The organism is Prevotella pectinovora (assembly GCF_000834015.1).
In the GTDB taxonomy this organism is placed as follows: domain Bacteria; phylum Bacteroidota; class Bacteroidia; order Bacteroidales; family Bacteroidaceae; genus Prevotella; species Prevotella pectinovora.
This window is the reverse complement of record NZ_JXQI01000070.1, coordinates 1-25618: the sequence shown is the minus strand read 5'-3', so window position 1 is coordinate 25618 and position 25618 is coordinate 1. Positions and strand designations below refer to the sequence as shown.

The 25618-nt window shown below is 43.0% G+C and carries 21 protein-coding genes and 3 tRNA genes; 4 read left to right on the top strand and 20 right to left on the bottom strand.

Translation table 11 applies throughout. From position 1 onward, the window contains the following. Positions 1 to 220: 220 nt before the first annotated feature. Positions 221 to 1732 carry a replicative DNA helicase gene (gene dnaB, locus ST42_RS10490; protein WP_022316582.1) on the top strand — a complete coding sequence of 504 codons (1512 nt, stop codon included), beginning with the start codon at positions 221 to 223 and terminating at the stop codon, positions 1730 to 1732. A 123-nt stretch (positions 1733 to 1855) separates the two neighbouring features. Further along, positions 1856 to 3193, top strand: a complete 1338-nt coding sequence (locus tag ST42_RS10485) for a DEAD/DEAH box helicase (RefSeq protein ID WP_044073482.1) — start codon at positions 1856 to 1858, stop codon at positions 3191 to 3193. Between the two features lie 134 nt (positions 3194 to 3327). Here the strand turns inward: ST42_RS10485 and ST42_RS10480 are convergent. The 12 genes from ST42_RS10480 to ST42_RS10425 form a co-directional block, all read right to left on the bottom strand. After that, a tRNA-Glu gene (locus tag ST42_RS10480) sits at positions 3328 to 3402 on the bottom strand. Positions 3403 to 3445: 43 nt separating this feature from the next. Further along, positions 3446 to 3517 (bottom strand) — tRNA-Glu (locus tag ST42_RS10475). Between the two features lie 15 nt (positions 3518 to 3532). Next, positions 3533 to 3620 (bottom strand) — tRNA-Ser (locus tag ST42_RS10470). Positions 3621 to 3764: 144 nt separating this feature from the next. Next, entirely contained in the window at positions 3765 to 4100 is a 336-nt protein-coding gene (locus tag ST42_RS10465) for a cupin domain-containing protein (RefSeq protein ID WP_022316580.1), read from the bottom strand. 53 nt (positions 4101 to 4153) lie between these two features. Then, positions 4154 to 5353 (bottom strand): hypothetical protein, encoded by a 1200-nt coding sequence (locus ST42_RS10460; RefSeq protein ID WP_044073481.1) that lies wholly within the window; start codon positions 5351 to 5353, stop codon positions 4154 to 4156. Continuing rightward, entirely contained in the window at positions 5350 to 5994 is a 645-nt protein-coding gene (locus tag ST42_RS10455; RefSeq protein WP_044073480.1) for an ATP-binding cassette domain-containing protein, read from the bottom strand. The genes ST42_RS10460 and ST42_RS10455 overlap by 4 nt, the downstream gene beginning before the upstream one ends. A 19-nt stretch (positions 5995 to 6013) precedes the next feature. Next, a complete protein-coding gene (locus ST42_RS10450; protein WP_082028642.1) occupies positions 6014 to 7390 on the bottom strand; it encodes a DUF4836 family protein in 1377 nt (458 codons plus the stop codon). A 38-nt stretch (positions 7391 to 7428) separates the two neighbouring features. Beyond that, complete coding sequence (locus ST42_RS10445; protein WP_044073479.1) at positions 7429 to 8163, bottom strand: 16S rRNA (uracil(1498)-N(3))-methyltransferase; 735 nt, start codon at positions 8161 to 8163, stop codon at positions 7429 to 7431. Positions 8164 to 8175: 12 nt separating this feature from the next. Next, positions 8176 to 8724 carry a bifunctional nuclease domain-containing protein gene (locus ST42_RS10440; protein ID WP_022316575.1) on the bottom strand — a complete coding sequence of 183 codons (549 nt, stop codon included), beginning with the start codon at positions 8722 to 8724 and terminating at the stop codon, positions 8176 to 8178. A 51-nt stretch (positions 8725 to 8775) separates the two neighbouring features. Beyond that, on the bottom strand, positions 8776 to 10086 hold the full coding sequence (locus ST42_RS10435; protein WP_022316574.1) for an MFS transporter: 1311 nt from the start codon (positions 10084 to 10086) through the stop codon (positions 8776 to 8778). A 633-nt stretch (positions 10087 to 10719) separates the two neighbouring features. Continuing rightward, complete coding sequence (gene queC / locus ST42_RS10430; RefSeq protein WP_022316573.1) at positions 10720 to 11373, bottom strand: 7-cyano-7-deazaguanine synthase QueC; 654 nt, start codon at positions 11371 to 11373, stop codon at positions 10720 to 10722. A 5-nt stretch (positions 11374 to 11378) separates the two neighbouring features. Next, positions 11379 to 11753 (bottom strand): RidA family protein, encoded by a 375-nt coding sequence (locus tag ST42_RS10425; RefSeq protein ID WP_022316572.1) that lies wholly within the window; start codon positions 11751 to 11753, stop codon positions 11379 to 11381. A gap of 286 nt (positions 11754 to 12039) precedes the next feature. On the opposite strand from ST42_RS10425, the gene thrA reads away from it, so the two are divergent. Both thrA and ST42_RS10415 read left to right on the top strand, forming a co-directional pair. Next, positions 12040 to 14469, top strand: a complete 2430-nt coding sequence (gene thrA / locus ST42_RS10420) for a bifunctional aspartate kinase/homoserine dehydrogenase I (RefSeq protein WP_044073478.1) — start codon at positions 12040 to 12042, stop codon at positions 14467 to 14469. A gap of 59 nt (positions 14470 to 14528) precedes the next feature. Further along, positions 14529 to 15806: a cofactor-independent phosphoglycerate mutase gene (locus ST42_RS10415; protein WP_044073477.1), complete on the top strand. Its 1278-nt coding sequence runs from the start codon at positions 14529 to 14531 to the stop codon at positions 15804 to 15806. 116 nt (positions 15807 to 15922) lie between these two features. Here ST42_RS10415 and ST42_RS10410 read toward each other — a convergent pair whose 3' ends face one another. From ST42_RS10410 to ST42_RS10375, 8 genes are all read right to left on the bottom strand, one after another. Next, complete coding sequence (locus ST42_RS10410) at positions 15923 to 18361, bottom strand: TonB-dependent receptor (RefSeq protein ID WP_082028641.1); 2439 nt, start codon at positions 18359 to 18361, stop codon at positions 15923 to 15925. 120 nt (positions 18362 to 18481) lie between these two features. Further along, on the bottom strand, positions 18482 to 19516 hold the full coding sequence (locus tag ST42_RS10405) for a zinc ribbon domain-containing protein (protein ID WP_394365288.1): 1035 nt from the start codon (positions 19514 to 19516) through the stop codon (positions 18482 to 18484). Continuing rightward, a complete protein-coding gene (locus tag ST42_RS10400; RefSeq protein ID WP_044073474.1) occupies positions 19503 to 21374 on the bottom strand; it encodes a peptidase U32 family protein in 1872 nt (623 codons plus the stop codon). Before ST42_RS10400 ends, ST42_RS10405 begins: the two co-directional genes overlap by 14 nt. Before the next feature lie 9 nt (positions 21375 to 21383). Further along, entirely contained in the window at positions 21384 to 22301 is a 918-nt protein-coding gene (metA, locus tag ST42_RS10395; RefSeq protein WP_044073473.1) for a homoserine O-acetyltransferase MetA, read from the bottom strand. 253 nt (positions 22302 to 22554) lie between these two features. Further along, complete coding sequence (rny, locus tag ST42_RS10390) at positions 22555 to 24087, bottom strand: ribonuclease Y (protein WP_044073471.1); 1533 nt, start codon at positions 24085 to 24087, stop codon at positions 22555 to 22557. 64 nt (positions 24088 to 24151) lie between these two features. Continuing rightward, positions 24152 to 24448: a cell division protein ZapA gene (locus ST42_RS10385; RefSeq protein ID WP_042517564.1), complete on the bottom strand. Its 297-nt coding sequence runs from the start codon at positions 24446 to 24448 to the stop codon at positions 24152 to 24154. Positions 24449 to 24456: 8 nt separating this feature from the next. After that, a complete protein-coding gene (locus tag ST42_RS10380; RefSeq protein ID WP_022316563.1) occupies positions 24457 to 24750 on the bottom strand; it encodes a hypothetical protein in 294 nt (97 codons plus the stop codon). 72 nt (positions 24751 to 24822) lie between these two features. Beyond that, positions 24823 to 25446: a hypothetical protein gene (locus ST42_RS10375; RefSeq protein ID WP_022316562.1), complete on the bottom strand. Its 624-nt coding sequence runs from the start codon at positions 25444 to 25446 to the stop codon at positions 24823 to 24825. Positions 25447 to 25618 lie beyond the last annotated feature (172 nt).

Sequence of the window (25618 nt, the reverse complement as noted above, 5' to 3'; positions counted from 1 at the left end):
GTAAAATAATTAAGGAAAATAATTAAAATTAGTTTAATTTCATCAATGTTGTACTATCAATATTACATTATTATTTAGTATTTGTTGCGATTTGTTGGCTTTATATAGATAAGCCTTAATGAAAAGTAGTGTAATCTTCTGTATTAAATGAAATTTTGTGGGAGTGAAACTTTATTGTACCTTTGCATTATCATAGCAAACATTTCATTAAATTCAAAATATGGCTAATCAACCGAAACGTCCGCAACATAGACCGATAGATAATAATTATGGTCATTTGCAGCCTCAGGCTCCGGATATTGAGAAGATTGTTCTTGGAGCTTTGATGATAGATAAAGATGCTTTCACCATAGTTGGTGAGATATTGCATCCCGAAACTTTTTACGAACCACGTAATCAGAAGATTTATAGCGCAATACAAAAGCTTAATATTGACGAGCGACCTGTAGATATCCTTACTGTCATAGAGGAACTGAAACATGAAGGCACTCTCGAAGAAGTGGGAGGAGAGGCTTATGTCATAGAACTGAGTTCACATGTGGCATCTTCTGCACACATTGAGTATCATGCTCATATCCTGGCTCAGAAATATATGGCCCGGCAGCTGATTTCTTTCGCCAGCGTTGTAGAGACAAAGGCGTTTGATGATACCGTAGACGTGGATGAGCTGATGCAGGAAACCGAGTCGAGTCTTTTTGAACTTTCTCAAAAGAACCTTCGCCAGGATTATACTCAAGTAGATCCTGTTGTGAAGGAGGCTATCAAAATTCTGCAGAAAGCGGCTGAAAACAAAGGTGAACTTACCGGTGTGCCGACGGGTTACCGCAAGTTGGACGAGATAACGGCTGGTTGGCAAGCGAGTGACCTTGTAATCATAGCCGGTCGTCCGGCCATGGGTAAGACCGCATTTGCCCTCTCTCTGGCAAAGAATATAGCGGTAGACTACAATATACCGATTGCCTTTTTCTCTCTTGAGATGAACAATGTGCAGCTGGTCAACCGTCTTATCTCGAATGTATGTGAGGTGGAGGGACGCAAAATCCTTAATGGCCAGCTGGATGATGAGGAGTGGAAACGACTTGATGCTAATGTAGGAAAATTGCAGAATTCGCCGATATATGTAGATGATACTGCCGGTATGTCAATCTTTGAGTTGCGTACCAAGGCGCGACGCCTTGTGAGAGAGAAAGGGGTCAAGGTGATAATGATTGACTACTTGCAGCTTATGAATGCCAATGGTGCACGTTTCGGAAGCCGTCAGGAGGAGGTGTCTACTATCAGCCGTTCGCTGAAAGGTCTTGCAAAGGAATTGAATATCCCTATCCTTGCCCTTTCACAGCTCAACCGTACTGTGGAAAACAGAGATGGACTTGACGGCAAGCGTCCTCAGTTGAGCGACTTGCGTGAGTCTGGAGCCATTGAGCAGGATGCCGATATGGTACTCTTTGTGCATCGTCCAGAGTATTACCATATTTACCAGGATGATCATGGCAATGATTTGAGAGGTATGGCACAGGTGATTATCGCAAAGCATCGTAAGGGCGCCACAGGAGATGTCACGCTTACTTTCAAGGGTGCATTCACGCGATTTGAGAATCCCGATGAGAGCCGCATGTCAAATGCTGGAGATATCGGTGGGGAGATTGTGGGTAGCCGCCTGAATGGCGGTGACGATGTGCCCCCTCCATTTATTGATCCGGGGGTGATACCTGTCTCTGAACCGCCATTCTGATTGTCTTTCCTTTGGGGATTAAGCGGTAAGGTAAAAATACCATTAAATAAAAAGACAGAGGTTTTGGCGTGTCGCTTGTCCGACATGATATATTATCTCGTTTAACAAATATCCTATATAATTATGAATATTGATTCCATTCTTGAGAAACTGCATATAGAGTCGCTCAATAAAATGCAGCTTGATGTTGCGAAGGCGATGAGTACAACAGCAGATGATGTCGTTATTCTTTCTCCTACGGGTAGTGGCAAGACGTTGGCGTATCTCTTGCCGCTTGTTTTCAAACTCAACACAACCGTGGATTTTCTTCAGGCGGTAGTTATTGTTCCGAGTAGAGAACTTGCAAAACAGTCTGTTGAAGTCCTGCGTTCAATGGGTGTTCCGTTGCGCGGCCTTGCCCTTTATGGTGGTAGAACAGCGATGGAAGAGCATAAGGAAATCAAGAAAGTGCTGCCGCATGTCGTGTTTTCCACTCCTGGTCGATTCAATGACCATGTGTCAAAAGGGAATATCAATCCGAGAAGCGTGAGGTTCCTTGTGCTTGATGAATTCGACAAGTGTCTGGAGATGGGTTTCGAGGAAGAGATGAAGCAGGTGTTCAAGAGTCTTCCGCTGTTGGAAAGAAGAATCTTGTTGTCGGCAACACGTTCTAACGAAATTCCGCTTTTCGTAAATATCGATAAGGTGAGTGAAATAGACTATACCGAACCGGATTCCGGAATTAGCGTTTCCGACCGTATATCAAACTTTGTAGTCAGAAGTCCGCAGAAGGATAAGTTGGAAACGTTGTCGAGACTGTTGCGTAGTTTCGGAAACTCAAGCAGCATCGTTTTCCTGAACTATAGGGATAGTGTGGAGCGAACTGCTAAATATCTCTCCGAACAGGGTTTTGTGACGAGCACTTATCATGGTGGTCTTGAACAAAAGGACAGGGAGGACAACCTTTATGTGTTCAGTAACGGCTCGTCTACGGTTCTTGTCAGCACCGACCTCGCTTCTCGTGGCTTGGATATTCCGGATGTTGATAATATAATCCATTATCATTTGCCGCAGGGTGAGGCGGAATATACTCATAGGGTAGGTCGAACTGCCCGTTGGGATGCTGTCGGCCGTGCCTTTGTTCTTTTAGGGCCTGAAGAGAAATTGCCGGAATTTGTTGACCAGGAACTTCCTGAATATGTCATTCCTGATGATTTGGGAGATATTCCACAGCCTCGCATGGCTACTATATATATCGGAAAGGGCAGGAAAGACAAGATTTCAAAGAGTGACGTGTTGGGCTTCTTGTGTAAGAAATGCAGTCTCACTTCAAATCAGATAGGTCGTATTGACGTGGCAGACCGTTATTGCTATGTCGCCGTTGCTCGCAATAAGGCAAAGCAGGTGCTTAAGTTGGCAAATGGTGAGAAGATTAAAGGCGTGAAAACGGAGTTCAAGCTTAAGGGCAATAGTAACAGATGATTTTGTTTTCTTGTAATATATAATGGTCTGCGTCTCTTGAGACGTAGACCATTTTCAAATTCGCCCACTGAATATTCCATAGAGTTTATAGGTGTGGCAAAAAAAAATAGAGTTACATTTCTGTAACTCTATTCTGGTAGTGGATAGGGGAATCGAACCCCTATGCCAAGATTGAGAATCTTGTATCCTAACCATTAGATGAATCCACCATCTTATGATTGCTTTGAAGAGATTGTTGATAAAAACATTCTGTAGTGGATAGGGGAATCGAACCCCTATGCCAAGATTGAGAATCTTGTATCCTAACCATTAGATGAATCCACCATCATGTTTAAATTGCGGAAGCTGGGGGATTCGAACCCCCGGTACGTTAAACACGTACGGCAGTTTAGCAAACTGCTGGTTTCAGCCACTCACCCAAACTTCCAAGCAATTTATTTATCAGCATTTCTCTTAATGCGGTGCAAAGGTAGCGTTTTATTTTTTAATACCAAACTTTTTTGCGTATAATTTTCCAAAATGCTTGTTTTTTTGCTTTTTCTATACAGAATTACGCTGTTTTTGCCATTATTTATCTTGCTAATGCCGTGACAACTGCAAAATAGACCATATCTTTATCAGTATTGTTTTTCATGGAATGCGAATGTCCGTTTGGGCAGTAATGCACTTTTCCTGCTTTTACGATTTCAGTTTCTCCGTCGTAATTGAAGGTGGCTTCTCCTTCTACTATATAAATAATCTCACAGTTGCCGTCATGTAGGTGGTATCCTGTTGATGCTCCAGGTTTAAGGATGCTGAACATGATTTTGTTGTCGTCGTCAACAAAATTTCGGGTTATCAGTTCGCCTTCTCCCCCTTTGAAGTTAAGGATGGAGTTTTTTCCTATTTTATCAAAATCAATTACCATAATGTTTTTGTTTAATTTTAAATATGAATGTTATCTTGTATTTTCGCTTGTCCTTATTCTTTCCTTTTCCAAATATTCATCACTTTCCTGTGGATGGCGATTTGGTTGATTGCAGAAACGAACACCAGAAGTATTATTCCGAGTGTTATAGACTTTATCATCGTCGTGTCTTCAATCTGCGGGAAAAGTGTTTCTATAATGCCCATATAATAGTTGCGCACGAAGTATAGTATCGTCCATGTTATTGCGAATACCGTGATGTTGAGTACTATCGTAAGTATCTGGTAGGGCAGGGCAACTTTGCGTGGGCTGTATCCTATAAGGAGCAGGTTTTCTAGCTTCGAAGAGTTCTTTTGAACCAGAAGGTATATGCTGAGCATGAGTATATAGAAACTCAGAGCGCTTATTATCAATCCGATACACATGACGAGCGTCACTATCATTCTGAGGAAATATGTTGTCTTTTCTGCTTGCAGCTTGTCCGTATCCACTTCATAGCCTTTTTTGTCCAAGTATTGAGAGATGTTTTCATCTGCAGGATTTCCCACTTCTGCTATCAGTCTGGATGGTTCTGAGTGTTGTTCTGGAGCGTAGAGCTTGTTGCTCCAGTCCATGAACTTCTGCGGAACGAGTATCGTGTTCAGTCTGCTTGAGAATCCGATCACTTTTCCTTTGTATTCATCTTTGTGTCCATTGCCGTGTATGAAGATCTTGAAGTCTATCATTCCCATCAACCCTTCGCTTATTTTGGGAAGAGAGTGCGACTGGGCAAATCCGAAGTTATACATATTAATATATGTGCGTGGTAGTATTATCGGCACTTCGTGACTGCCTTCTGTGTATTTCCAGTCTTGTAGCGACACGTCTAGAAAGCCGTCAGGAACACTCTCAAAGAAAAGTTCTGAGTTCAGAATCGTTTGTCCGTTAATGCCCATATTCGCATCTACTTTGTATTCAGTAGATGTAAAGGCTGCTGTTTTCTTTGTGAAACTTTGTTTCTTTAGGTCTTCAATTTCTGAATTGCTGAATGTGTTTGATGATGAAGACAGAGTGCTGCCAGCTCCGATTTTCTTGCTTATTATCAGATAGTCAGCCTTCATGAAACTGTCTTGTGACGTGAAGACCGGCAGAACATCATTGTAGAATTGGAATCCCAACAATACTATGAACATTCCGAAAAGGTTTGCAAAGAAGAATCCGATGAATTGTGGGATGCTGATATGTTGTCTTAGAAGTTTCCAAACGAGTTTCATAATCTGTATGTTTTATCGTAATTTAATTCCATGTGCTTGCCGATGCTTGTTACGATTACGCCGGCTCCCTGTCTTCGGGCTTCATTCATCATTATTTCTGCCATTGCTTCAGAGTTCTTGTCGTCGAGGTGGCTGATGGGTTCGTCGGCTAAAATGAAGTCGAATGGCTGTACAAGAGCTCTGATCATTGCCACTCTCTGCTGCTGGCCGAATGACATCCTTCCGGCTTTGCTCTCAAGCTTGTCTGATATTCCCAATTTTTCAAACCATTCTTTAATTTCTTTTTCTGTCTTGAATTTGGTTATGTCGTTTTTTATCTGCACGTTTTCCCATGCGGTCAGCTCTGGGAATAGTCTGAGTTCCTGGAATAGAAATGCGATATGCTTCTTGCGTATTTCAGTCCAGTCTTTCACTTTGAATTCTGAAGTGATGGCATAGTCGAATCTTACTGTTCCCTCGTAGTCATGTCTGTAGCCGAGGATGTAACTGCAGAATGTGCTTTTGCCTTTTCCGCTTTCGGCTTCAACAAGATACAGCTTACCCTTTTCAAATTCGGCTTTGCAATTCCATATTTCAGAGTCGATGTCTTGTTGGCTGGAAAATACGTTGGGAATGATTTTGTCAAAAGTTATTGTCTTCATTTTATATTGTCTTGTGACTTTATTTCAGAGTATATATTATAGTCTTGATGTCTCCGAATATCGGCTTGATGATGTCGGCAGCGTTTGAAAGCGCCTTGTTGTCACCAAAACCTTCTGATATGTTCAGAATCATGCACAATCGGTTGCCTTGTATGTGTTTAGTGAAAGATCGCGGTATTGGGTGAAGGCTTGGCTTCAGTATGTTTGTGGCAATGTCGTTGTCTGAACTTGCAAAGAATTCGTTGCTGTCTGATGCTCCAAACCAGAGCGATGTCTCGCTGCCTTTAAGGTGGAAATAGTCTTTGCCGCAATCTTCAATCTGTGTTCCTGCAGGGCATGATTTTTTCCAATAATCCACGTCTTTGAGGAAGTTCCTGTTTGCCAGTTGTGCGACCATCGAAATTTTCATGTCGTTTTCGTCGTATGATCCGATGCTGATTGCAAAATCCCCGTTTACGCATCTTAGGATATTATCCATGTCGATTGCGGTATTTGCTCCTGCCAGAAGTGCTCCGAGTGCAGGATTGTTGTGTGCTATATCAACGAAATCCGGTCCGTTGACATTCATGAATATGCTGCAGAGCGATTTCCCTGATATATTGTTGGTGTATCTGCCGTTTATTTTCCTTAATTTCCCAGTTGATTTCTGTAGTTCTTCATCCACCTGTTTGTTTAGCGAGAACGTATTTCCGTTTATCAACAGGCATCCGTCTTTTGTCGCAGTCATCGAGGCTGCTATGAGTATTTGTGAAGCGTCAGAGCCTTTTGGCTGTCCTATGGTGAATGGTATGGAGAGTTTTTCTGGAAGTGCGTCAGCTTGTGCCACCATTGTCATAGAGCCTTCGATGCTGTTCAGCTTTTCGAATAGGGGTGAACTCTTTATACCATCGTCATCTTCTTGTTTCAGCCACCTTCCGATTGCTCTGATTGCATCAGCTTGTTGGGCGGGAAGTATCGGTCCTTGTATCAGCATGGCCTTGTCGTTGTAGCCGATAGCCCATGAGCCTTTGAGCAGAGTGAAATTGAAATCGCGCTTTTTAATGACTTTGTCGCATATCCCCTTTTCCTTCAGCTTTTCAAAGCAGGTGTTGAGGTCGTCGCTGTCGTCCACCTTCATGCAGGCTCCAAGATTGCCTTCTGCCGTTTCGAAGAGATATATCCTGCTTGTCAAGTCCAGTCCGCTTTCATCTATCCCGCAGTCTTTGAAAAGTGCCGATATAATAACTTTGCCGTCATTGCCGTCTGTTGGCTCCATTTCTCCGGCATCTATTGATATTATCGCTTTGCTGTTTGCCGGGATGGCATTTGTATAGTCATCGTTTGAGCAAGACAAGTTGATGCAAATACACGACATTAAAACGAGTATATGCATAAATGATTTTCCTGTCAGTTTCATTTTACCAGTAATTTATTTACCTATTGAACTATGTTTCTTTAATCTTTTCTGCAAATCAGTTGGGCGCACATCGCGGCATACAAGGCTGCTGTTTCTGTGCGTAGTCTGCTTTTGCCAAGTGATATGGGTGTAAAACCGTATTTCATCGCTTCTCTCACTTCGTCGATAGAGAAGTCGCCTTCTGGTCCGATAAGTACCGTGATGCCATCGCTCGAAGCCTGTTCTTTCTCTTTGCTTGCCGTATCGAAGAAGTCTACGCTGGGTATTTCTTCATAACAATGGGCTATGAATTTCAGTCCGGCTCTTTCTTTTTTTATGAAATCATTGAAGCGTGTGAGTGGTGTGAGTTGTGGCCTGTATGGTTTGCGGCTTTGTTTTACTGCTGATATTATGATTTTGTCCAGACGTAGTGTTTTCAATACCTTTCTTTCAGAAAACTGGCAGTTCAGGAAAGCAAGTTCGTCGATGCCTACCTCGGTGGCTTTTTCTGCAAACCATTCTATACGGTCCATCATCTTGGTAGGAGCAACGGCAATGCAGATGTTTCCGTTCCATGTCTTTTCCTGTGGCATCTTTTCTGTGATTTCATACATGCAGTGTTTTGTCGCAGCCAGAGTCACCTTCGCTTTGAAGAAATTGCCGTTGCCGTCCATCAGAAACATATCGTCGTCGCTTTTCAGCCGCAAAACTCTTAATGCGTGCATAGCCTCTTCAGCAGGCAGTTCGGTGGATGATTCTGCATCTGGAACAAAAAAGTATCTTGCCTCTTTCATGTAAGTAAAGCTTTATGAGTCTTTTTTTCTTTTGTTAATCTCGTCTCTCAGTTTCGACGCCATTTCGTAATTCTCCGAGTCTATTGCTTTTTTCAAGGACTCTTCGAGCATTGGTATGCTTATGGCGTTGATGGGTACCGTAACTCCTGTCTTTTTTCCTGTATATTCTACAGACTGTTGTCTCATGAGTGTTTCAGAGATGAATATCGGAATGTCGGCAACCATTGAGAGCAACACAGCGTCGCTCGCTCTTATTGGCGTGTAGTCGAGGGTGTCGGCGTTGAACACGTAGACTTTGTATTGTCCGTCAACGATGTCTGTGATGAGGATTTCGAAAATGCTGTTCGTGTTTTTAGTCAGCAGTTTCACGAGAACCTCAGGCAGTAAATTGTCATTTACAGGTTCTGGCGACTTTCTCTTGTCTATTTCCAAAGCCACGTTACGCTCACAGACTATGGATAATTGGCGTGTCTTGTCAAGGTCTGTAAGTGACAAGATGCCAATTTCCTTGTTGCCGGCTATTTCTGTCGCATTGTCGAATATAAGTCTTGTTTTGTCCATATCAGCTTTCAAGTTTGTTTTTACCGTTTGTTTAGCCGATAGCTATTTGTATCATTTCGTTTCTCTCTCCTTGAAAAGCAGGGCGAAGCCTATACCTACGGCAAGAGCGAATCCTGCGAAAATGAACCAGCATGTCTGCCATTCACCTACAAGGAATCCGTCTTCTGTCCAATGGCAGTAGTGGTTCACAATCATACCGGCAAGTATAGTGCCGATTGTAGCACCGAGTCCGTTAGTCATTAGCATGAACAGTCCTTGTGCTGATGCCTGTAGCTCTTTGTCGCATTCCGCATTGACGAATAGTCCGCCGGAAACGTTGAAGAAGTCGAAAGCCATGCCGTATACTATGCACGAAAGAATCAGGAGCGTCACTCCAGGGAATGCAGGACCACCGAGACCGAAGAATCCGAATCTCAGTACCCAGGCGAGCATAGCCAAGAGCATCACGTTCTTTATTCCGTAGCGTTTCAGGAAGAAAGGTATCAGAAGAATGCAGAATGCCTCAGCTACTTGAGAGATAGACACGAGCAGGGTGGCGTTGTTTGCCGCGAATGTATCGGCAAGTGCCGGATCTGCCTTGAAATGTGTGATGAAAGGAGTGGCAAAGCCGTTTGTCACCTGCAACGACATTCCGAGAAGGCCTGAGAATATGAAGAACATTGCCATTCTTCTTGACTTGAACAGCTTGAAAGCATCGAGTCCGAGGATTTCTGCCATCGACTTCTTGCCTTTGTTGTCTTGGTGCTTCTCGATTTTGCATTGGGGCAGTGAGAAACAGTATGCAAAGAGGACGATGCTTAGAATGCCCGACACGAGGAACTGCAGATGGGTGTATTGGAATTTGCTGCTGTTTTCGGCGATAGTCAGAGTGAATGCTCCATCGTTTATCGCGGCACAATTCACAAACCACATGGTGATTATGAACCCTACTGTTCCCAGCACTCTGATAGGGGGGAAGTCCTTCACGGTGTCAAGTCCATGGTTTTGTAGAATCTTGAATGCTACGGTGTTAGACAATGCCAGGGTAGGCATGTAGAAAGCCACGCTCAATGTGTATACGGTCATGAAGACTACCTTGTCTGGCATTGCGTTGAACTCTCCAATCATGCATAATGCCACCATGCCTAATCCTGCTGCCAGATGACAAAGTCCGAGCAGCCTTTGTGGCTGTATGTATTTGTCGGCAACGATTCCCATCAATGTGGGCATGAATATGGACACTATGCCCTGGATGGCATAAAACCATGATATTTCTGTTCCCATTCCTGCTTTGCCAAGATATTGGCCCATAGAGGTCAAGTATGCTCCCCAGACCGCAAATTCCAGGAAGTTCATTATCGCCAGACGCACTTTCAAGTTCATCGTATTTACATTTTAGTTGTTTTATATTCCTTTTGTCTCAAACATCCAGATTTCCGGCTTCAGCCGGTTCGTGGAAGATAGATGATGCTGACCGAATGCACAAGATCAAGCCTGTGTGAATGTCATGCCGGGCTGCTGCATATCTTGATTTGCAAAGATAGGATAAAAAAGCCAACTGGCAAAGATAAATAATCAATTTCTTGATTATCTTTGTTTTTATCATTCTGTGGTAATGCTTTTCTGAGGAAAGGAATGTTGTCTTATAGGTGTTTGTGAATGTGTAAATTGGCTGTTTGGCTTCGTTAACCTATAGGGTCTTGTCTTGAAACACGGTGGTTTGTCATGCGCAAACCGCAGGGTGAATATGGCTGCTGCGGTGTTTTTTAAGATACCGCCCAAGTTTTGTCTGAATTGTGGAATATTGGAGGGTGGCACAGTTCATTATTCAAAAGATGCCAATGATACTTCTGTGATACTTCCGTGATACTTTTATGTAAAATAATCTAAAAAGTATCATTCTCACAAGTGATTGACTCTCAGTGGTTTGTCATTGATTTTTCTTGTGAGAATGATACTTTGATATTATTCCCTTGGAATTAATATTCTGATATGCGTATTTGAGAAGAATTGCCCCTATTCTTCGTATTGGGTATTGTCTGTGATTCCTGCGTCTTTAAGGGCTTCCTTTCTCTCGACACAAGTCCCGCATTTGCCGCAATGCTTCTCTCCGCCCTTGTAGCAAGACCAGGTTTCGGTGTAGTCGATGCCGAGTTCTTTTCCCTTTCTTGCGATGTCTGCCTTCGTGATGTTGGTATAAGGTGCCGAAATCATCACGTTGTTGTATGAACCGGCTTTAGTCGCTTCACACATGGCAGAGATGAATTCAGGCCTGCAGTCTGGGTATATGGCGTGGTCTCCGCCGTGATTGGCTATGAAGACGTTGTCCAGGCCCCAGCTTTCGGCTATTCCTGCGGCAATGGAGAGCATGATTCCATTTCTGAAAGGTACTACTGTAGACTTCATGTTCTCATTCTCGTAGTGGCCTTCGGGTATGGCTTCTGCTCCCTCCAGGAGGCTGCTCTTGAAATATTTGTGTATGAAATCTAGAGGAATCGTTATGTGTGGGATGCGAAGTCTCTGACAATGCATCTCTGCGAATGGAATCTCTTTGGCATTATGGTTGCTGCCGTAGTCAAAGGAGATGCCGAGCGCTATGCGGTCTTTAAAATCGTAGAGCAGCGTAATGCTGTCCATTCCGCCGCTCACGATGATTATGCTGTCTTTCATTTGTCTTATTTTGCAGCAATGCACTCAACTTCAACAAGGGCACCCTTTGGAAGGTCCTTCACTGCGAATGCAGAGCGTGCAGGGAATGGCTCGTTGAAGAACTCGGCGTATACTTCGTTCATCTCACCGAAATACTTGATGTCGGCAAGCATTACAGATGTCTTGACAACGTTGCTGAGGTCGAGACCAGCAGAGCGGAGGATTTCGCGAGCGTTGTTCAAAGCCTGACGGGTCTGCTCCTTGATGCCACCCTCAACGAATTCACCTGTTGCTGGGTTGAGAGGAATCTGACCGGAAGCGAATACGAAACCGTTTACTTCAATTGCCTGGCTGTAAGGACCGATGGCTGCAGGAGCCTTGTCTGTTTTTAATGCTTTCATAAATTTAAAGTTTTAAGTTGTATGATAATAATTTGGCTTTAAGTCTCATTGCGCCTTCTGTGGTTGCAGACGGCGTTAGAAATCTTATTTACGATGCAAATTTACGTATTTTTTTTCATTGCACAAATATTTGTCCGGATTTATACGGGATATTGTAGTCGTAGATTCTCTTTTTGATACCTGATATATTGTGTACCCAAACAATTATTATTACTTTTGCAGTTATTATTACTTTTGCAGTCTTAAAAAGAAATATAGCATAACAATAGATATCAGAAATTAAGGTATGAAAGTATTGAAGTTTGGCGGAACCTCGGTCGGTTCTGTTGAAAGTATTTTGAGCTTGAAGAAAATCGTGGAGGGGGAGAATGATGACGTTATCGTTGTTGTAAGCGCTCTCGGCGGCATCACTGACAAACTCATAGCCACTTCTAAGTTGGCCCTTGGTGGAGATGAATCGTATAAGGCGGAGTTTGAATTCATGCAGAAGCGTCATTATGAAATGGTTGACGCAATAATTGATGATGAAGAAAAAAAGAGCGGACTTCTCCATACCATAGATAGATTGTTTGAAGAACTTAAGTCCATTTACTATGGAGTATATCTGATACACGACCTGAGTCCCAAAATCCAGGCCGCAATCGTGAGTTACGGAGAGAGACTTAGCAGCCATATCGTGGCGACGCTGGTAAATGGCGCAAAGAGGTACAACTCTCTGGACTTCATAAAGACTATCAAGAAACATGGCAAGAACGTGCTCGACAGCGAGGTTACCGCCGACGCCGTGAAGGAAACGTTCAGAAACAGGACACAGAAGTCTGTTGTGCCTGGATTCATCAGCACAGACAGAAATACTGGAGAAATTACTAATCTCGGCAGAGGAGGAAGCGACTATACGGCTTCTATCATCGCCGCAGCATTGGATGCCGAAGTCTTGGAGATATGGACTGATGTCGACGGATTCATGACGGCCGATCCTAAGGTGATACATACTGCATATACTATCAACGAGCTCAGTTATGTTGAGGCTATGGAGCTTTGTAATTTCGGTGCAAAAGTAGTGTATCCTCCTACTATCTATCCGGTATGTGTCAAGAACATACCTATAAAGGTGAAGAACACCTTTAATCCCGATAGTGCGGGAACAACGATTCTGAGCCATGTGGAGAATGATTCAAAGCCAATCAAGGGTATCTCGAGTATCAAGGGAACGACACTGATTACCGTTGCAGGACTTTCGATGGTTGGTGTCATTGGTGTCAACCGCCGAATATTCACGGCTTTGGCAGAGAATGGCATTTCCGTATTCATGGTGTCACAGGCTTCATCAGAGAATTCCACTTCTATCGGTGTCAGAGACGTGGATGCGGAGGAAGCTGTGGCTGTGCTCAACAATGAATTCTCAAAGGAAATCAGGACTGGAGCCATGTTCCCGATGCATGCTGAAAGCGGACTGGCAACAGTGGCCATCGTAGGCGAGAACATGAAGCATACGCCAGGAGTTGCCGGTAAGCTCTTCGGTACTCTCGGAAGAAGCGGTATAAGTGTCATTTCGTGTGCACAGGGTGCTTCAGAGACAAACATCTCATTCGTGGTGGACGGGAAATCATTGTATAAGGCATTGAACGTAATTCACGACTCTTTCTTCCTCAGCGAGTACAAGGTGCTGAACCTCTTCATCTGTGGAGTCGGCACTGTGGGCGGAAACCTGATAGGACAGATAAAATCGCAGTACACGGAGCTTATGGAAAAGCAGCGGCTGAAGCTTAATGTCGTGGGTATCGCTTCAAGCCATAAGGCAATCTTTGACCACAACGGCATTGACCTGGACAACTATCAGGCTTTGCTGAAAGAATCAGCAGAAAGCGACACTCAGAAGCTGAAGAATGAGATCATAAGCATGAATACCTTCAACAGCGTTTTCGTGGATTGTACGGCTAGTGCCGACGTGGCGGCGCTGTATCAGGAGCTTCTCGAACATAACGTTTCCGTAGTGGCTGCAAACAAGGTGGCAGCTTCGGGTGATTATGACAGCTATCTGAAACTTAAGGAGACGGCTTTGCGTCGTGGAGTGAAATTCCTTTATGAAACGAATGTCGGAGCAGGATTGCCAATATTGGGCACGATAAAGGACTTGTGTAATTCTGGGGATAAGATACTTAAGATAGAGGCAGTTCTCAGCGGTACGTTAAACTTTATATTTAATGAAATATCAGCAGACGTTCCTTTCTCCGAAACTGTGAGAAGAGCAAAAGAGGAAGGCTATAGTGAGCCGGATCCACGCATCGACTTGAGCGGCAAGGATGTAATACGCAAACTTGTCATCCTGACACGTGAGGCAGGATATAAGGTTGAGCAAGAGGATGTGGAGAAGAACCTTTTCATTCCGTCCGGCTTTTTCAATGGTACAGTTGAAGAATTCTGGAAGAATCTCCCGATGTTGGATGCCGGCTTCGAGAAGAAACGTGAGGAACTTCAGAACGAAGGCAAGCGTTGGCGCTTTGTGGCAAAGATGAACCATGGCAAGACGAGCGTCTCTCTTGAGGCAGTTGGCCAGCAGCATCCGTTCTATATGCTTGAAGGTTCAAACAATGTCGTACTCCTTACTACAGAAAGATATCATGAATATCCGATGCAGATAAAAGGATATGGAGCTGGAGCAGGTGTGACGGCGGCTGGCGTGTTTGCAAACATCATGTCTATTGCCAATATATGATTCTTTTTCATAAACTGGCAAAAAGATGACATATAGGAAAGCTATAATCTGAATTTAGAATGAAACATCTGGTAATCGTAGCCGACGGAATGGCTGATCGTCCAGTTGAAAGGCTCGGAGGCAAGACTCTCTTGCAGTTTGCCGATGTGCCCAATATGGATGCGCTTGCCTGTAATGGGCGTACTGGTCGGTTGGTAACGATACCTGATGGTTTCAGTCCGGGGAGTGATGTTGCCAATAGCGTGATTCTCGGATATGACCAGGAGAAAGTTTATGAAGGGCGTGGTCCTCTCGAAGCTGCAAGCATAGGATATGAAATGAGACCCGGTGATTTAGCGCTTCGAGTCAGTCTGATTTCTGTAGACGAACGTGGACGAATAGTAAATCATCATGGAGGACATGTTACTACACAAGAGTCCATCCGGCTTATTGACAGTCTCAATGCAGAACTTGCTGACGAGAGATTACATTTCCATACAGGTTCGCAATACCGGCATCTGCTTGTGATAAAAGGTGGCAACAAACATATAGAATGCGCGTTGCCTCATGATTCCATCAACAAAGATTGGCATGGCCTGTTGGTAAGGCCAAAAGAAGGTTATGAACATTCTGGCGATGATTGCTATTTTGACAGTTTGGGGGTGAAGCACAAGCGCTTGAGTCCGAAGGAAACTTCGGACATCCTGAACGACTTGATTCTCAAATCTCAAGGATTGTTGGGAAAACATAAAGTCAACATAAACAGACGCTCCTGTGGTTTGCCACCTGCAAATCTTATATGGCCATGGGGTGGAGGGTATCGTCCGTCTATGTTGACATTAAGTGAGAAATATCCTGAAGTAAGAAGCGGCGCTGTGGTTTCTGCAGACAATCTTATTCGGGGTATTGGACAATATGCCGGATTGAAAGTTGTCGATGTTGATGGTGCTACAGGGTTTGCGGATACCAATTATGAAGGCAAGGCAAAAGCGGCAATCGATGCTTTGCGGACTGATGATTTTGTGTTCCTTCATATAGAGGCGAGTGATGAGGCCGGCCATGATGGAGATTTACAGTTGAAGTTGAAGACGATTGAAGATATTGATCTTCGCGTAATGGGGACGATATGTTCAGAACTTTCCGATTGGAAGGAACCGGTCTGCATCGCCCTGCTGCCAGATCATCCTACACCTGTAGAGCTGAGGACTCATGTAGATGAGCCTGTTCCGTTCTTGGTCTATTATCCCGGAATAAAGCCGGATTCGGTTTCTTGTTACGACGAGCAGAGTTGTATGTCAGGGAGTTACGGTCTTCTGCGATTGCAGGAGTTTATGGAAGAGATAATGAAGATACAATGAATGATCTACGTTGGGACTTCCGATGGCTCGTTTTCCTTTAACCCAAATCGGTCATTAGAACGTAATTACTTGATTACTTGATGATTTGTTTTACGTTCTAATGACCGGCTCTGTTTTTATATGTGGAAGGATAAGTCTATGCCGCATTGGAATGGGGCTCCTCTCTGCGACAGGTATAGCGGCTTGCCTGTTGCTGAGCTTTTCAGGGCGAAGGTGTTATAATTCGTGGAAGTAAGATTCCTGCCCCATATTGATATTTTGAGAAAATCAGACATGATGTCGGCATGGCAGCCAAGGATGCAGTACAGCTTTTGACTATAGGTATTTCCTTCATCCCAATAAGTCTTCCCTTGAGCGTTTGCGTTTGCTCCTATAGTTACGCTTTTTGCCCAGTGTCCTTTGATCGGCATCGTCCAGTCTACCATGCCGCTCATTGTGTGTAGCGGAATATAGGGTATGTGCTTTCCCTTATAGTCTGTCGTGATGCCATTGCTCTCCTCTTTATAGTTGTCAAATCTTGAATTCGTGAAACTGTATGTTGCGCTCCATGACAATCTGTTGTCAATTGCTTTTCCGCGTATGGAGGCTTCTATGCCGCATGAGTGACTCCTTCCTGCATTTATCATCATTCTGCCGAAACCGTATGTGCCTGCCATCACTGAAAGTTGCTGGTTCCTGATTTTCATGTAATAAACTGAGATGTCAGTCTGAAGAGAACCGTCAAAAAGGTTGATATGGCTACCGAGTTCATAGTTCCAGCTGAATTCCGGCTTGTATGAAATAGTGTTGTTTATCTTTGCATAATCCTCATCAGTATGCTGGATGTCATAATCGGATTTCATGGCTTCCTTGCTGTTAGCCATCAGTTCAGTCTGGAGTATGTCAGAGAACATCTGTATGTTATATCCTCCCGAGCGGTAGCCTTTGTTTACCAATGCGTAGATGTTGCTGCCATTGTCGTTTATTCGCCATGTGAATCCCAATTTCGGCAACACTTGGTTGAAGCTGTTGCTTTTGGTGTTGGTGAGAATTGAACTTAGTCTTCTTGATGCCGTTATTCCCATTACACTTGCATTCATTGCCATGATGGCACTTGTCTCGTATTTCACTTTTACGAGACTGTAATCATAACGCAGTCCGATGGTCATCGTCAGGCATTTGTTCAGGTCGATTTGTGATTCATGGAAAACGCCAAGGTTGAATTGTGGCGTGTGGAACATTCCGGGTACAGACATTGACAGGTCTGAAACCTCTATGCCTCCAGCCTTGTTTATTGTGGCTTGAGCCATTTCTTTTGCTCTTTCTTCGGTCATTCCTGGTATTGACATGAATTTGCCAGACATGGATTCTGTTATGGCATTATATATGGCAGACTGTATGTTGTTTGCCATCATTGTGGTGAAATCCTTGTCGAAATAAACCGGTGCGTCTGTTCTTAGCCATTGGTATGTGCCGAACAGTCCTGTAGTGTACTTCCAATTCTTATTTATTCTTCCTTTTAGGGCGAATTCTTGTGTTATGCCGTTTTGTAGCTGTTTCTGTGAGAGATGCATCAGATCGGCTGCCGTATAGTCCTGGTCCATATTCATCCTGTCGGCAAGGAATTGGTAGCTTGTAGTGGAGTTGAATGTTATGTCTCCTGATGTGTATCTTATATTCAATGCGGAGTTCAGTATGTTTCTTAGATAGCTGCAGTCTCTGTTCATTGTAGGCGATGCGGTGTGACCGTTTTGCAGATCAAGCTCGCCATAGGGGAATCCTGCCTGGTTCACGTATTGATAGTCGGCAATGAAATCATAGGTGAGTCTTGGAGAATATTGGTTTACAATTCTGATCTTGCCACCTGCTTCATTGATGTCGTCAGCTCTTTTCCCTGTGGTCTGGTTGCGTATGAAACCGTTATTCCCATTGTAGAACCCGGAAAATGAAATTGCTGAATTGTCAGACAACTTCAGATAGTTTGTAATTTCGAAGTTGCGGTATAGTCTGCTGCCGATTCCGATTTTGACATCGGTACCGTCATACGCCAATGGGTTTTTGGAATAAATCCTTACGAGTCCGCCTTCGGTGTTCATTCCATACAAAGTTCCTTGCGGTCCTCTTAATATGTCTATTCTGTCTATCTGATATATATGCTGGTTGAATGCGCTTTTGGTTAGCAATGGCATTCCATCCAAATAAACACCGATTGCAGGATTGTTGATTCTTGAGCCTATTCCTCGTATGTAGAAAGAGGATGTTAGTCGTGAACCATATGATGGCATCTGGAAGCCAGGAACATAATTTGACAGTTCGCTGATATCACGAATGCCGAGCTTTTCAGTTTCGGTAGATGAAAACATGCTCGAAGCCATAGGCTGATATCGTAGCAAAGTGCTTTCTTTGGGCTGCGATACTACGATTATCTCGTCTAGGTCGTGGATTCTAGATGAGTCTGCATTGTTGACGTAGATACTTTCTTTGTCTGAATTCTCACTTGTGTATATTCCTTTTGCTTCAGAATGATATACAATTGCACAACATACTGTTGTAAATACTGTTTTTATATATTTCATGGGTGCAAAGTTACCTCATGTCTTTGCATTGTGCAATCCTAATATGTTATGATTTTATGCCGAAACGGTTGTACTTTTTGTCAGAATGAATATGCCTCTTGAATCTGAAGTTATTTGTTGTTATATGTTCATCGCTCCGCATTTAGGGCATTTGCCTTTGTGTCTTATTAGTTCTCCGCAGTTTCCACAAATAAAAGGAGCACGGGATGAATTGTAGAATTTCCGCAGCGCATAGATGTAGAAGGCTATCAATAAAGGGTAGCCGATATAATATAATGTAGTGATACTGAAAACGATATAGCAAATGGCGCATATTCCACACAAGCTACATAGATAAAGAATAGCGTCACTGAAGGGAAGCTGTTTCCTCACTTCATCGATTACAGCCACCATTAAGATTACCATGAACCATACGGAGAAAAGGAATATGGATAGTATTGGAGTTACAGAGAACGGGTTCAATGTGGGATGGAAGTAGAAATTCTGCCATATGTCTGCAGCAAACAGTTGTATGCTTGAATAGAATGTGGCTGACGCTGAAACTGTTAGTGTCAGAAGGGTAGGGTAGAACGTGTTTATGTCGTTGAACAACACGATGTTTGCATTGTTCCTGAATAGTTTCCTCAAGAGATAAGCCATCGAGATGATACTTATTATTATGAGTGATATGAGAATGTGTGTGTCAGAGAATGTTGATATGAATTGTGATATAGGATCGTCGGGTACTACTGCCTGCAGAAGAGTTTTTTCTCTTGTCCATCCGAATGTGTATTGGTCACGAGCAAGTTGCACCCATACGGAGTCGGTGGAATCTGAACTCATCATCCTTATTTCAGCCACAGCGATGCGTTCTCCCTTTTTGACGATTATAGAATCTGTAGGAAGATTGCTTATAATTTCTTCTGGTTGTCCTTTCAGAAGTACAATTGAGTCTTGTTTTACAATGAAGTTGAAATTCTGGGAATAATGGTGAGTGTGTACAAAATTCAAAGAGTCTTGTTGCTCCTGGGTGAGTTCAGTTGTGGCAATGTGTCTTTTGCCGCTGAATGTCTTCCTGTGGTAGCATCCAGAGAGCACGATAACTGCTGTCAATAATAAAATTATGACATTACTGATACCTCTATGTTTCTTGGAATTTTTTTTATTCATCGGCATATATATTCATTTGGCATTTCTTGCAGTCGAATTCAAGTCTGAATGTTCGTCCGTCTGCAAGTCTCAGATGTAGGGGCTCTTTTAATAGTCCGCTTTGTTTATGACTCTTCTTGCATTGTCCCAATTCGTGTCTCAAACAATAGCGGCATTGCATGACAAGAGGCGAAGAGGGCTTCTTGATTTCAAATGCAGGAGTTATGTCAGACATGCCTTCTTGCTCATAGAATGAATGCGCAAGTCTGTTCGCAATGTTGTACATATAGGGCTGCTGATAGGACGATATGCTATGGAACGAGCCTTTCCCATTGTCAGGGAGTTGCTGTGCTTGATCCTTCGTTTTGGTATCTTTTTGGTTCTCTGACATCTCCGACAGTCTGCCCATCAGTTCGTCTGTGGCTTGGCGTCTTATTTCAGCCAAAATACTGTTCGGTATGAACCAAGGAAAATCCGTCGGCTCAACGATTACGTCTTCTACTGTAAATATTGTATTGCCGAATTTTGAAATCTGTCTTTTGATGTTGTCTACTTGGGATTTCTGTGCTTTCTCAAGAGAAATGTCCTTTTGAAGATTGATGTGCAGTTTCTCATCGCAAGTCTTGGCTTCTATATGCAATCCCTCTGCAGACGCTTTTATGTTAATCCGTATGCCTAACTTCCTTTGTACGTTATCTCCGTTGAGTTCCTTTTCAAACAGCTGGTCACTGTTTCTGTATAGAGCGATCCCCTTTCTTAAACCTCGTGGCATTCTCAATGGAAATAATCTGTTGCCCTCGGCTCTGTTTATCCTGAATCCCTCAAGTTCGTTGTTGCTGTTTATGAAGCAAAGGCCATCTCCGTTTGCAAATGAAGTGGTTCCAGCCACGTTGAAAGAGTTTCCTCTGATTTCTTTCACTTTTCCCACATATTCTCCCATCGCCTTTGGCGTGTAGAATGAAGCAAGGTCGCTAGTCCTTCCATTCAGGAAATAGTCTGTAAATCCTCTGTTGAATGTCTTGTTCAAGTTGGGTGTGAATCTGATATCGCATACGCCAGAAGAAGCTCTCTCGTATTCTGAGCCTCTTCTTGATATTATCTCATTAAGCTGGTTGCTGTATGCCGCTGTGACGTTGCGCACATAGTTGATATCTTTCAGTCTTCCTTCAATTTTGAAGGAAGTCACGCCGGCATCTGCCAATAGCTCCAATGAATCTATTCTGCACATGTCTTTGAGTGATAGAAGATGTGCTTGGTTGATGATTTCATTGCCGTCTTTGTCTGTCAAATCAAATTTCATCCTGCAGAATTGTGCGCACGCACCACGGTTGGCACTCCTCCCAAAACAGTATTCCGATGCATAGCAAACGCCGGAATAGCTTACGCAAAGTGCGCCATGAACGAATACTTCCAATTCTGTCTGTGGCACTCTCCGGTGTATGTTTCTTATTTCTTCAAGTGAAAGTTCGCGAGCAAGAACAACCCGGTCGAAGTTGTGCCGAGCCAGCCATTCCACTTTCTCTGCGGAGCGGTTGTCTGTTTGCGTACTTGCATGGAGGGCTACATCTTGAGGAAGCTGCAGCTTGGTGATTCCCATGTCTTGTACGAGTATTGCGTCAACGCCGATCCTTCCAAGCTCATTGAGGAGTTTTTGCGTGTCCTCTAGCTCGTTGTCATAGATTATAGTGTTGACCGTGACATATACTTTGCAGCCAAATTTGTGAGCATATTCACATAATTCATTTATGTCATCAATACTGTTGCCTACTGCCTGTCGGGCTCCGAATCTGGCAGCACCGATGTAAACGGCGTCAGCACCACAGTCTATTGCGGCAATTCCGCATTTTAAATCCTTTGCAGGAGCGAGAAGTTCCAGCTTCCTCATTTTCTATCTTTATTTAATTTCACTTATATCGAATGGTGTCTCCTGATAAACATAATAGTTTATCCAGTTTGTGAAGAACAGATTGCCGTGAGCTCGCCAGCGCACTACCGGTGGAAGCTCTGGATCATTGTCCTTATAATAGTTCTTTGGTATATCAACATCATCTCGTTTCCCCAAATCTCTTTTATATTCCTGGTCAAGTGTATAAGGGGCGTACTCTAAATGTCCGGTAATGAAGAATTCTCTGCCATTGTTTGCCATCACGATACTGACGCCGCTCTCTTGGGATTCAGCAATGAGGCTCAGCCTGTTGTCATTCAGAATATCTTGTTTCCTTATTTCCGTATGCCTGCTGTGTGGCATGAAGAAGATATCGTCAAACCCTCTGAAAATGGGTAGTTTCGCATCTAAACAGTATTGCTCGAAAATTCCGAACATCTTTTTTTTCAGGTGATATTTAGGTATTCCGTAGTGGTAGTATAATCCAGCTTGAGCTGCCCAGCATATATATAGCGTACTCGTCACATGGGATTTCGACCATTCGAAAATCCGCTTGATTTCATCCCAATAAGTCACTTCTTCATATTCGTAATTCTCTACAGGGGCTCCCGTGATAATCATCCCGTCGAATTTTTCTTTTTCTATCTTGTCGAAGTCCTTGTAAAACATCATCATATGTTCAATTGGAGTATTCTTGGGCGTATGGCTCTTGAGTTTCATGAAGGTGATGTCAATCTGTAAAGGAGTGTTCGACAATAGTCTTATTAAATCTGTCTCCGTGGTTATTTTCAGGGGCATAAGGTTTAATATTACTATTTTCAGAGGACGAATATCCTGCGTATGAGCCCTTGTGTAATCCATCACGAAGATGTTCTCCTTTTTCAGGATGTCAACAGCTGGTAGGGTATCTGGAATTTTTAGTGGCATATCTAATGATTTTTACAGTTGCAAAATTACCATTTTTAGCTTTTACGACCAAATAATTGGATGTCATTTAAGTATTGCCAGGCGTATTTCTATTCTAGATTAGGAATGTGGAAATCATAATTTCAGATAATCTTAATGTCCGATTGTGGTTAAACGCATTGTCGGATGATATGGTGATGGGTATATAAGAAAAAGACCAATCATTACAGTTTAAGTAAATGATTGGTCTCGGTTTATGTGGAAAGTTTTTTCCTTATTTAGCGTATGCGATTGAACGAGTTTCTCTTATGACGGTAATCTTGACCTGTCCAGGGTAAGTCATCTCGTTTTGTATCTTTGTTGCTATCTCGCTTGACAATGACTCAGACTCCTTGTCGTCCATCTTGTCAGCACCGACGATGACGCGTAGCTCACGTCCTGCTTGAATAGCGTATGTCTTTGTAACGCCTGGATAGCTCATGGCAATAGCCTCAAGGTCGTTCAGACGCTTGATGTATGCCTCAACAATCTCACGGCGTGCACCTGGACGTGCTCCCGATATCGCATCACATACCTGGACAATTGGTGCAAGCAGCGTGTTCATTTCCATTTCGTCGTGATGGGCACCGATAGCATTGCAGATGTCTGGCTTTTCTTTGTATTTTTCAGCAATCTTGGCACCATAAAGAGCGTGTGGCAGTTCGCTTTCCTCATCTGGCACCTTTCCAATGTCGTGTAGCAAACCAGCTCTCTTCGCCTTCTTTGGGTTAAGTCCAAGCTCTGAAGCCATAACGGCACAGAGATTAGCAGTCTCTCTTGCATGTTGGAGCAAGTTCTGACCATATGAAGAACGGTATTTCATCTTACCGACAATCCTGATCAATTCAGGGTGCAGACCATGGATGCCCAAGTCTATGGCTGTGCGTTTACCGGTCTCGATAACTTCATTGTCAAGTTGCTTCTTGACTTTTGCCACAACTTCCTCAATGCGTGCCGGGTGGATACGGCCGTCAGCCACCAACTGGTGTAGTGCCAATCTGCAGACTTCGCGACGAATAGGGTCGAAGGCAGAGATGACAATTGCTTCCGGAGTATCGTCAACAACGATTTCTACACCTGTAGCAGCTTCAAGAGCTCTGATGTTTCTTCCTTCACGTCCGATGATACGGCCTTTCACTTCGTCGTTGTCGATATGGAATACGCTGACGGAATTCTCTATGGCTGTTTCAGTGGCTACTCGCTGTATTGTCTGTATGACGATTTTCTTTGCTTGTGAGTTGGCGTTAAGTTTGGCTTCGTCCATTATCTCATTAATATAGCTTGCAGCTGCTGTGCGAGCTTCGTCTTTCATGCTTTCAACCAATCGCGTTTTCGCTTCTTCTGCACTCAGACCGGAAAGTTCCTCCAGTTTCTCGCGCTCTTGCTGTTGCATCTTCTCAAGATCGTCAGCTTTGATCTGGAGGAGTTTCTTTTCGTTGTCGATACGCTGCTGCTGCTGCTCAACGTCCTGCTTGCGGCGAGCCATGTCCTCCTGTCTTTGGTTGAGGCTTATTTCTCTTTGCTTGAGTTTGTTTTCGCTTTGCTGGATTTTCTGGTTTCTTGACTGGATTTCTTTTTCAAGTTCTGCTTTTTTGTTTAGGAATTTCTCCTTTACCTCAAGCATTTTCTTTTCTTTCAAAACTTCCGCATCCTTTTGTGCGGTGTCCATCAATTCTTTGTATTTTCCATTTATTATGTAACGGAAAACAAAATATCCGCATAGTCCACCCACAAAAAGGGCGGCCACTACTATTGCTGCTGTTATCATTTATTTATTACTTTAAGTTATTATTCTCTCTTTCAGATTGTTACTGTTGGCGAAACAGATGCTGTTATTTGAGTGCATCCTCTATTTCAGTCGTGATTTTAGAGAGAATGTCATTTATGGGGGTGGTGTCATTTTTCATTTTCTCCACCTCATAATTATAAGTGATATCAATAAGTGCCATATACAAAATCTCCTTATCGCTTTTCTTTCCTTTGAAAATTTCAGAATAAGCGTTTATGGCCTTGTTGATATCTTTTGCCGCTTCCCGATACGTAAACTCATCTGCACGGTCAATCACGACCGGCATGTCTGTATCGTAGATATGCAATCTTATATGTAGTTTTTCTTCTTCTCCTGCCATCACTCTGGTTATTTTCCGCTTAACAGTGTGATACACTTGTTGACATCCCTGATCATGGAAGCTATCTTTTTCTTTGATTCTTCGATGTCTCCATCAGCAACTTCCAGCATTCTGGCTGTCTTCAAGCTTTTGTAGTTGTTCTGTGCCTGCTCCAACTCTAATTTCAACTGCTTGATTTCTGCCTCTTTGGCATCAACCATTTCATAAAGCTCTTCATTCTCTTTCTTGGTTTCTTTATATTGGAGAATCATCTGCCTTATGCGCGTTGTAAAAAGTGTTATGATTTTATCATTGTCAGCCATCAGATACTATTTTGCCTACAAATTTAATGTTTTTTGTTTTATCGTACAAATTTTTCGTACAAAAGCCTTGTCTTATTCTTCGTTTTGAGGCTTTTTCTCCTTTTTTGCCAGCATGACTACCTGATATACAAAGTCTGTTGTCCATTTTTGGCTGAATCCCAAGCGTTTGTCGTATTGTCTTACTTCAACAACCGCTTTCAGTACGCTTTGGTCCGTGTAATTGTTCTTGTTGAAGATGTCGGAAATGGTTTTTTCCGTCATAGAATATAATGCCTTCTTGAATATAGAAGGAAGTCTCAATTTGAATTTCATCAAGTTGCCGGTAAGCATCATGAGATTCTGTGTGAAATTCTGGAACTGCAAAAGGTAAACCTGCACGTCTTGCATCTTCGAACATCCTTTTCTGATGCTTTGGTCGATTTCTTTGAAGAAATAGTCTTCGGTGCCATATATGTCACGCAGCATTTTTTTGCAGTGTGATTTTTCTCCTATACCTAATTTATTGTTGACTGTAGGTATGTGGAGTGAAGTCTTGAACTGTCTGAGGTCGGGTAGGGCGTTAAGGTTTGTGATGCCGACTCGTTCTGCGATAGCTGCCTGGAAATATACTCTGATCAGGGTCATGTAGTCTTCCATTCCGCCTATCTTTTGCTCTTCATTATCTTTGTGTCCAAATAACTTGCTGAATATGCTCATTATGATTGATTTTAATGTTTTATATGATAAAGTTGTTATGTCGAATTAAAAGTTTATGCAAATGTACTTGATTTTCAGCAAAAATCAAAATAAAAATTGAATAATGTAATTTTTATTATTACCTTTGCAGTCCATAATAAGATATTCTTATGTCAATAAGAGATTGCTATTA

What these genes read in the sequence shown, in the direction of transcription:
- ST42_RS10400 (WP_044073474.1), bottom strand. Translation starts at nt 21,374, where the DNA reads ATGAGGAAGCTGGAACTTCTCGCTCCTGCAAAGGATTTAAAATGCGGA.
- rny (WP_044073471.1), bottom strand. Translation starts at nt 24,087, where the DNA reads ATGATAACAGCAGCAATAGTAGTGGCCGCCCTTTTTGTGGGTGGACTA.
- ST42_RS10405 (WP_394365288.1), bottom strand. Translation starts at nt 19,516, where the DNA reads ATGCCGATGAATAAAAAAAATTCCAAGAAACATAGAGGTATCAGTAAT.
- thrA (WP_044073478.1), top strand. Translation starts at nt 12,040, where the DNA reads ATGAAAGTATTGAAGTTTGGCGGAACCTCGGTCGGTTCTGTTGAAAGT.
- ST42_RS10385 (WP_042517564.1), bottom strand. Translation starts at nt 24,448, where the DNA reads ATGGCAGGAGAAGAAGAAAAACTACATATAAGATTGCATATCTACGAT.
- ST42_RS10375 (WP_022316562.1), bottom strand. Translation starts at nt 25,446, where the DNA reads ATGAGCATATTCAGCAAGTTATTTGGACACAAAGATAATGAAGAGCAA.
- ST42_RS10460 (WP_044073481.1), bottom strand. Translation starts at nt 5,353, where the DNA reads ATGAAACTCGTTTGGAAACTTCTAAGACAACATATCAGCATCCCACAA.
- ST42_RS10465 (WP_022316580.1), bottom strand. Translation starts at nt 4,100, where the DNA reads ATGGTAATTGATTTTGATAAAATAGGAAAAAACTCCATCCTTAACTTC.
- ST42_RS10485 (WP_044073482.1), top strand. Translation starts at nt 1,856, where the DNA reads ATGAATATTGATTCCATTCTTGAGAAACTGCATATAGAGTCGCTCAAT.
- queC (WP_022316573.1), bottom strand. Translation starts at nt 11,373, where the DNA reads ATGAAAGACAGCATAATCATCGTGAGCGGCGGAATGGACAGCATTACG.
- metA (WP_044073473.1), bottom strand. Translation starts at nt 22,301, where the DNA reads ATGCCACTAAAAATTCCAGATACCCTACCAGCTGTTGACATCCTGAAA.
- ST42_RS10410 (WP_082028641.1), bottom strand. Translation starts at nt 18,361, where the DNA reads ATGAAATATATAAAAACAGTATTTACAACAGTATGTTGTGCAATTGTA.
- ST42_RS10445 (WP_044073479.1), bottom strand. Translation starts at nt 8,163, where the DNA reads ATGAAAGAGGCAAGATACTTTTTTGTTCCAGATGCAGAATCATCCACC.
- ST42_RS10415 (WP_044073477.1), top strand. Translation starts at nt 14,529, where the DNA reads ATGAAACATCTGGTAATCGTAGCCGACGGAATGGCTGATCGTCCAGTT.
- dnaB (WP_022316582.1), top strand. Translation starts at nt 221, where the DNA reads ATGGCTAATCAACCGAAACGTCCGCAACATAGACCGATAGATAATAAT.
- ST42_RS10450 (WP_082028642.1), bottom strand. Translation starts at nt 7,390, where the DNA reads ATGAAACTGACAGGAAAATCATTTATGCATATACTCGTTTTAATGTCG.
- ST42_RS10425 (WP_022316572.1), bottom strand. Translation starts at nt 11,753, where the DNA reads ATGAAAGCATTAAAAACAGACAAGGCTCCTGCAGCCATCGGTCCTTAC.
- ST42_RS10435 (WP_022316574.1), bottom strand. Translation starts at nt 10,086, where the DNA reads ATGAACTTGAAAGTGCGTCTGGCGATAATGAACTTCCTGGAATTTGCG.
- ST42_RS10455 (WP_044073480.1), bottom strand. Translation starts at nt 5,994, where the DNA reads ATGAAGACAATAACTTTTGACAAAATCATTCCCAACGTATTTTCCAGC.
- ST42_RS10380 (WP_022316563.1), bottom strand. Translation starts at nt 24,750, where the DNA reads ATGGCTGACAATGATAAAATCATAACACTTTTTACAACGCGCATAAGG.
- ST42_RS10440 (WP_022316575.1), bottom strand. Translation starts at nt 8,724, where the DNA reads ATGGACAAAACAAGACTTATATTCGACAATGCGACAGAAATAGCCGGC.